This is a genomic window from Aeromonas sp. 1HA1, from assembly GCF_029237385.1.
GTDB lineage: Bacteria > Pseudomonadota > Gammaproteobacteria > Enterobacterales > Aeromonadaceae > Aeromonas > Aeromonas popoffii.
Map to the genome: position 1 here is coordinate 1 of NZ_JAACGC010000114.1, position 7,213 is coordinate 7,213.

Below are 7,213 nucleotides of genomic sequence, written 5' to 3' on the forward strand. Positions count from 1 at the left end.
CTTATTGCTAAGAAATCGTCTTGGTCACTTCACCAGACATTGAAAATCAACAAAATTGTTTGATGTTCGATGCTGTGAGTGCCCACACAGATTGCTTGATTCAAATTGTTAAAGAGCGTCACGCTTGCCGCGTTGAGGAGGAGCATACTACGCTCCTCACTTCGAAAGTCAAGCGGTTGTTTTCGCTTTTCTTTCGGCGCCCACTTCACAAGGAAGCTGGCTCATCAGTCCGGCGTGTTCCGCCGTGCTGGTAGGGGCGCATTATAGGGGACTGAATCTTTCTGGCAAGTAAAAACACTGTGTTTTATTGAGGAATACGTTCAAGTGTTTAATCAACAGCCAGATCGTGCAAGATGCATCCATTTATGTGCTTCAGAAGAGGCACCATCCCCCTTTTACATGCCAAAAACTCCGTTGATGCCTTTATAAGGATGCGACGCTTTATATAGGAAGGCAGATAGGGATAAAGAGAGGGATAATAGATAAGGGCCCTGATGGGCCCTTATCTATCGTGTCGTTACGGCACATCAGATGGAGAAACTGGAACCACAGCCACAGGTTGTGGTGGCATTGGGGTTGGTCACGGTAAAGCGGGAGCCTTCCAGACCTTCGATGTAGTCCACGCTGCCGCCCACCAGGTATTGCAGGCTCATGGGATCAATCACCATGGTGACCCCACTCTTCTCAACCACTGTGTCCCCTTCATTGATCTTCTCATCAAAGGTGAAACCGTACTGGAAACCGGAGCAGCCACCGCCCGTGATGTAGACCCGCAGCTTGAGCTCGGGATTTTCTTCTTCGGTGATCAGGTTCTTCACCTTGTTGGCTGCCGCATCCGTCATCTGGATGGGCAACGGGGCTTCTGCTACTGCACTCATTACTGACCTCACAACCGTTAAATCCACAAACATGGAAACCGCGAAATTATCCAATACCCGACCATTTAGTTCAAGTATTCACCAAGCTTCTTACTGCACTGCAGGTGCCGGTGCAGGCGGAGCAACCACCAGTGGTTTGATCACCTCCCCCCATTCGGCCCGCAACTCCTGGGCAGGTTGCCTACCCTCTTTGCCAATAGTGACACGCACCCGGTCCGGTACAAAGCCTTCCGGCAACTGCCAGTTGCCTTCCAACAGCTGAAAATAGCGCAAGGCGTAACGTCCCTCGCCCACTTTCATGCCTAGCTCACGGCTGCCGAGGGTTCTGGGCTTGTCACCCTGGCTCCCTTCTACCTTTATCTGTACCTGACCGCGAAACAGTTCGCGCTGCTTGGCTGGCTGGGTCAATGCCAAGCGATAGTGATAGCGACCGGGAATACTGGTCTCCTGCAGGGTGAGATTATCGATCACGACCCCCACCTGCTCCCCTGTGGGCCGCATGATGCGTTCGAAAAAGGCCAGCTGGCGCTTCTGTTCTTGCACCTGGGCTTCCTGATCCTTGAGCGTCTGCTGCAGTTGCTCGAACGCGGCTCTCTGGGTGGCCAGCAGTGTCTCCTTGATGCCGAGGTCACTCTTGAGCTGACCAATCGCCTTGCCCTGACGCTCCAGGGTTTCTTGCTGCACCGTCAACAGGCTGCTCTGGGCCAGTTCCTGTCGATTGCCGACGAAATACCCGATCAGCGCGCCCATCAGCAGCACAGCCAACAACTTCAATATCTGGGACATAAGGCCTCTTTTGTTACTGCGCCATACAGCGGCCATGCTCCCTTCACTATACGCAACTCGACCGGATCCGAGCTGACATACAAGGAGTTAACTGGCCATGGCGCCGCTGTCTCCCCGTTTTTGACGCGCGGCGAGCCGTAAAGTTCGCTCCAGGATCTGGGAATAGATGGGTCGGCCACCCAGCCACTGGGCAACCAGGGTCGCCCCAACCGTGGTGATCATCATCGGCAGGATCAGCTGATAGTTGTCGGTCATCTCGGTGACCAGCACGATGCCGGTGATGGGGGCACGCACGGTGGCGGCAAACAGCGCACCCATCCCGGCGATGGCAAAGGCGCCGGGCTCGATACCCAGTTCGGGAAACGCCGCATGAAACAGATGGCCGAACACCACGCCAAACAGGGTGCCCAGCGCCAGGGTCGGCGCAAACACCCCGCCCGGGGCGCCGGAGCAGAAGCAGATGAGGGTCGCGACCAGCCGCACCGAGAAGATGAGGAACAGGGTCGCCATCGCATACTCATCCCCCATCAGATGGGGAATAAGCTCGGTGCCGCCGCCCGTCACCGAGGGGGCAAACAACGACAACACCCCAAAGGTACCGGCGACCAGCATACCGATGGCCACGAAACGGTGGCGCTTGTTCTGATGCAGCGCCAGATAGCCATCCTGACAGGCCAGCACCAGCTTGTTGAAGACAAACCCCAGCACCCCGAAAGTAGCCCCCATAAAGAGGAACAGCCAGAGTGCCTTGAGGGCTGGTGCATCGTAGTGGGGCAAGGTGATCACCGCCTCCTGCCCTTTCATGTTCTGCAGCATCAGGGTCGCCATGATGGCGGAGATCCCCACCGCCTTGATGGCCAGAAAGGAGTAGCGAAACTGCGGCCGCATCTCCTCCATCACAAACAGGATGCCCGCCAGCGGCGCATTGAAGGCAGCTGCCAGACCGCCCGCAGCACCGGCCGCCAGCAGGGCGTGGCCATGCTCTTTGGGCAGCCGGAAGATATCCGCCACCATCTTGCCGAGGTTGCCGCCAATCTGCACCGAGGGCCCCTCCCTCCCCAGCACCATGCCGGAGCTCAGGGTGCAGATGCCACCGAAGAACTTGACCGGCAACACCCGCCACCACCGCACCGGGCGCAGATCGTCCATCGCCCCCTCGATTTCGGGAATACCGGAGCCCCCCGCTTCCGGGGCAAAGGTATGAGTAAGGAAGTAGCCGACAAATCCCAACAAGGCGCTGAAGCCAAAGCCGAGCAGGCCGAGTTGCCACCAGGGACGGTCGGCCAGCAAGGCGATGCGTTGCTCTGCCAGCCAATGGACACCCAATTCAAACAGGCCGCACACCAGCCCGGCCAGGGTGCCGACCAGCGCAGCCAGCAGCAGAACCAGCAAGGGCATCTTGTCTTGCCGGATAATGCGGGCAAGTGGTCCCCGCGAAGCGGTATCGGGTTCAGAGGAGAGAGCTTGTTGCGCCATCTTGTTACACCAACTTGGAAAAACCACATCGTCAGCTAGCTGAGATCAGGATCACCCGGCGCATTGCTCGGCTGCCCAGGGCTGGGGCTTTCTGCTATAGTCGGCCCGTTAAATTTTTGTCACGGGAGCAGACCGAGAGTCCGGGTGGCGAGAGCGCAAAGCATACTCCTGATGCCCCGGCCTGCCGAGTCTCAATCGGCTGCAATCCCTTGTGTGACGCCCAAAATCCCATTAAGGATGATCCATGTCAAAATCAGATCAGCTGTTTGAACAGGCCCGCCAGACCATTCCGGGTGGCGTCAACTCACCGGTCCGCGCCTTCAATGGGGTCGGCGGCACGCCCCGCTTCATCGATCATGCCGACGGCGCCTATCTCTATGATGTGGATGGTCAGGCCTACGTGGATTACATCGGCTCCTGGGGCCCCATGCTGCTCGGTCACAACCACCCTGCCATCAAGGCCGCCGTCATCAAGGCCGTTGAGAAGGGGCTGAGCTACGGAGCGCCGACCGAAATCGAAGTGTTGATGGCCGAGAAAGTCCGCCAGATCGTCCCCTCCATGGAGCAGGTACGGATGGTCAACTCCGGCACCGAAGCCACCATGAGCGCCATCCGTCTGGCCCGTGGCTACACCGGCCGCGACAAGATCGTCAAATTCGAAGGCTGCTACCACGGCCACGCCGACTCCCTGCTGGTCAAAGCAGGTTCCGGCGCCCTGACCCTGGGTCAACCCAACAGCCCGGGCGTACCGGCCGATTTCGCCAAACACACTCTCACCTGCGTGTTCAACGATCTGGATTCGGCACGCGAAGCCTTCACCCAGTACGGCAGCGAGATCGCTTGCATCATCGTCGAGCCGGTCGCTGGCAACATGAACTGCATCCCGCCGGTGCCCGGCTTCCTGGAAGGGCTGCGCGCCATCTGTGACGAGTTCGGCGCCCTGCTGATCCTGGACGAGGTGATGACCGGTTTCCGCGTCTCCCTGCGCGGCGCTCAGGGTCACTACAACATCGAGCCGGATCTCACCACCCTCGGCAAGATCATCGGTGCCGGCATGCCGGTGGGCGCCTTCGGCGGCAAGAAGAAGGTAATGCAACACATAGCCCCGACCGGCCCGGTCTATCAGGCGGGCACCCTCTCCGGCAACCCGGTGGCCATGGCGGCCGGTCTGACCATGCTGGATCTGCTGCTGGAGCCGGGCCTCTATGAGCAGCTGAGCGCCAAGACTGCGCGGGTTGCAGAAGGGTTGAAAGCGGCCGCCGCCAAACACGGTATCCCGCTCGCCATCAACTATGTGGGCGGCATGTTCGGCTTCTTCTTCACCGACGAGCCCGAAATCACCCGCTACGAGCAGGTCACTCGCTGCGATATGGAACGCTTCAAGCGCTTCTACCATCTCATGCTGGAAGAGGGTGTCTATCTGGCGCCGAGCGCCTACGAGGCGGGCTTCCTGTCACTGGCTCACGGCGACAAGGAGATTGAACACACCCTGGCTGCCGCCGAGCGCAGCTTCGCCAAGCTGGCTGGCTAAATCGCCGCAGGTTGCCGCAAAGGGCCCGTCATGGGCCCTTTTCTATTACAGTGCCTTCATCACCACACAGGTCTTCGATACGCCCATTTCTGGTGCATTCCCCCCTCATCATCCGCCGATTTGTCATCCTCTGGTGCAACTTGCCCCGCCATCCCTGTCATAAAGCAGGCCCACTATTTGCACATCCGCTACAAGAGCCCACGTCACCGAGGTCCATATGGCAGAGATGAGCCCCATCGATGTGCTGCGGCGCTATCAGGAGTATCAGGAGGAGCTGACCCCGCTACTTCAGGGGCTGCTCAGCGCCCCCCTTGCCTCGCTCAAGCGGTATCCCTTTGTTGTCAGCATTGACCGCTATCAGGGGTCGATGTGCATCCAGCCTGCGGCACCGGCGGCACATAACCGGCTACATCTTATCGTGCAGGGGCAAGGGCGGGAGATCACCGTCTGTCTGAATCAGTTAATTGGCTGGTTGATGGGGGACAGGGAGCGCCGCCGCGCCATGCCCTGGTTCAAGGCGGTCTATGTGGTACTCAGCATGGCGCTGTTTCTCATCGTCGCTACCCTGATCTGGCACGGGCTGGAGCAGCTCTACCAATTGTTGTGCGGCGAGCAGCAGAACCAGCTCGGCGCCTTTAGCGCCATCATCTTCCTGACGCTGGCATTGGCGGTGTTCGATCTGGGCAAGACCATTCTGGAAGAGGAGGTACTGCTGCATAAGGATATCTTCCGCCACAGCGCCATTCGCCGCACTATCACCCGCTTTATCGCCGCCATTCTGATCGCGGTCTCCATCGAAGGGCTGTTACTGCTATTTAAAGGATCGCTTGGCCAGAGCGAGCTGCTCTGGCCTGCGGTCGGGGTAATGGGGTGTGTGGTGGGTTTGCTACTGGCGCTCGGCCTCTATGTCTATCTGGGGGCCAAGGCCGAGGCGGCACTGGTACAGGCTAGCCTGCGCTCTCCACCGCCAGTTGCACAGGGGAGCGACGCGCCGCCCGCCAGGAGGCGTACATGGTCCAGGAGGTATAGATGACGATAAAGGCAACCAGCCACTTCAGCATCTCCATATCCATGGATTTGACCAGCATGGCGGCCAGCACCACACCGATGGGGCCGAAGATGGCTACCGCCAGCACTGCCTTGGCATCGAACGCCCCTTTGCGGATAAAAGTGCCTGCGGAGAAGACGCTGAGCACGGCGGTGGAGCCCATCATGATGGGGAATGCCGCCAGCGGATTCATCCCCAGCAGATAGACCAGCGTCATGCAGGGGGCAAACAGGCCGATGCCGACATTCATCAAAACGCCGAAGATGAAATTGCCAAGCAGCGCGATCGCCAGCTTGTAGCCACCGAGCCCCATCGCATCTCCGCCAACGGGTAAAAGGCCCAGCAGACCGGCCAAGATCAACCCGGCGACAACCAGCAGGGAGATGGCCATCACCAGCCGGATAGTCTGTCGATCAAACGAGGCCACATGGCGGGCCCCCCAGGCCGCGCCGGCTGCTGCGGCAATCATCATGCTGATAAGAGTGAACGGATCCACCTTGACCACACCGATAAAGATGAGTGACTGGGTCACGGTCGGCAACACACACTGACCATTGAGGGTGCCTGGCAACAGGCGATCATCAATCAGCTTGAACTGTTTGTAACAGGCTGTCTTTACCGCAAAGCTGCCGACTCCCAAGGTATCGAGAAAATTGGCGGCAAACCCGATGGCAGCCACGGGCCAGAACGGGGTGGGCTCCAGCGATCCCTGCCGCCGTTTTTGCCACCAGGCCTGAACCAGCATGAAGATGAAAGACAGGGCGCAGATGATGAATATCAGGCGTAAAAGATTAATTAACATACCGATCTCTCCAGCAACGGGCGGCGATTCTAAGGCAGTCAAAATAAAAAATCTTGGTCGGGATCAACCATTCACCCCCTGCAAACGATTACCTGACGAAACTCCTGACAGGCGAGCCCGAACGACTCTGCTAATACTTATCTATGAGGGCCAACTGGCCTGGGGCCATCGGTGGTAATCATGGTCATTTCGCGACGACCACAGTCCCCGATGGGAAGTAGCCAAAAAGAAGGCCGGCATACACCGACCTTCTTTTTTTTATTGCTGACCGATCCGTTGTCTGCACTCTGTCTCGTGCAGCCACGGGGAGCGAGCCAGCGGCTGAGCGCATCCGGCAATCCCATCAGCAGGCAAGCGTGGCAGACAGCGCAGGGCGAAGCCGGCGAAGATCATCAGTAACAGGGCATGGTCGCCGGGAAAGCTGTCGCTGGAGGAGTTTCTGGTCGGGATCGCGCTGAGCCGGGAGACTCGCAACGCTGCTGACGTCGGCAGTGAACAACATGAAGTTCAAGGACAGAGTACAGGCAGAGGACGCGTCAGACAGGAACGCCGCCTGACTCCATACACGAGTTATGGTGATTTCTGGTGTATGGGGGAGATAGAGAAGGTGGCGTATCCTGCTGATTGATTCCCGCGAAGAATCTCAATTAACAGAGGTGATACGCCATGACCAATTCTACCCTCAGAGTCCT

General features: G+C 58.5%; 6 protein-coding genes. 2 read left to right on the forward strand and 4 right to left on the reverse strand.

Annotated features, from left to right (window positions below; translation table 11 throughout):
- Positions 1-527: 527 nt before the first annotated feature.
- The 3 genes from erpA to clcA all read right to left on the reverse strand — a co-directional run bounded on the left by erpA (position 528) and on the right by clcA (position 3,140).
- Positions 528-878 (reverse strand): iron-sulfur cluster insertion protein ErpA, encoded by a 351-nt coding sequence (gene erpA / locus GWQ22_RS20375; protein WP_042038514.1) that lies wholly within the window; start codon positions 876-878, stop codon positions 528-530.
- A 90-nt stretch (positions 879-968) separates the two neighbouring features.
- Complete coding sequence (locus GWQ22_RS20380; protein ID WP_042038513.1) at positions 969-1,664, reverse strand: DUF6776 family protein; 696 nt, start codon at positions 1,662-1,664, stop codon at positions 969-971.
- Between the two features lie 87 nt (positions 1,665-1,751).
- Positions 1,752-3,140 (reverse strand): H(+)/Cl(-) exchange transporter ClcA, encoded by a 1,389-nt coding sequence (gene clcA / locus GWQ22_RS20385; RefSeq protein ID WP_275931471.1) that lies wholly within the window; start codon positions 3,138-3,140, stop codon positions 1,752-1,754.
- A 244-nt stretch (positions 3,141-3,384) separates the two neighbouring features.
- On the opposite strand from clcA, the gene hemL reads away from it, so the two are divergent.
- Together hemL and GWQ22_RS20395 are read left to right on the forward strand one after the other, a co-directional pair.
- Positions 3,385-4,671, forward strand: coding sequence for a glutamate-1-semialdehyde 2,1-aminomutase (gene hemL, locus GWQ22_RS20390; RefSeq protein ID WP_275931472.1), 1,287 nt, complete (start codon positions 3,385-3,387; stop codon positions 4,669-4,671).
- Positions 4,672-4,888: 217 nt separating this feature from the next.
- Positions 4,889-5,704, forward strand: a complete 816-nt coding sequence (locus GWQ22_RS20395; protein ID WP_275931473.1) for a hypothetical protein — start codon at positions 4,889-4,891, stop codon at positions 5,702-5,704.
- Here GWQ22_RS20395 and GWQ22_RS20400 read toward each other — a convergent pair.
- The gene (locus GWQ22_RS20400) at positions 5,619-6,521 is read right to left on the reverse strand and encodes a sulfite exporter TauE/SafE family protein (protein ID WP_275931474.1); all 903 of its coding nucleotides are present in this window, start codon (positions 6,519-6,521) and stop codon (positions 5,619-5,621) included. The genes GWQ22_RS20395 and GWQ22_RS20400 overlap by 86 nt on opposite strands.
- Between the last annotated feature and the right edge of the window lie 692 nt (positions 6,522-7,213).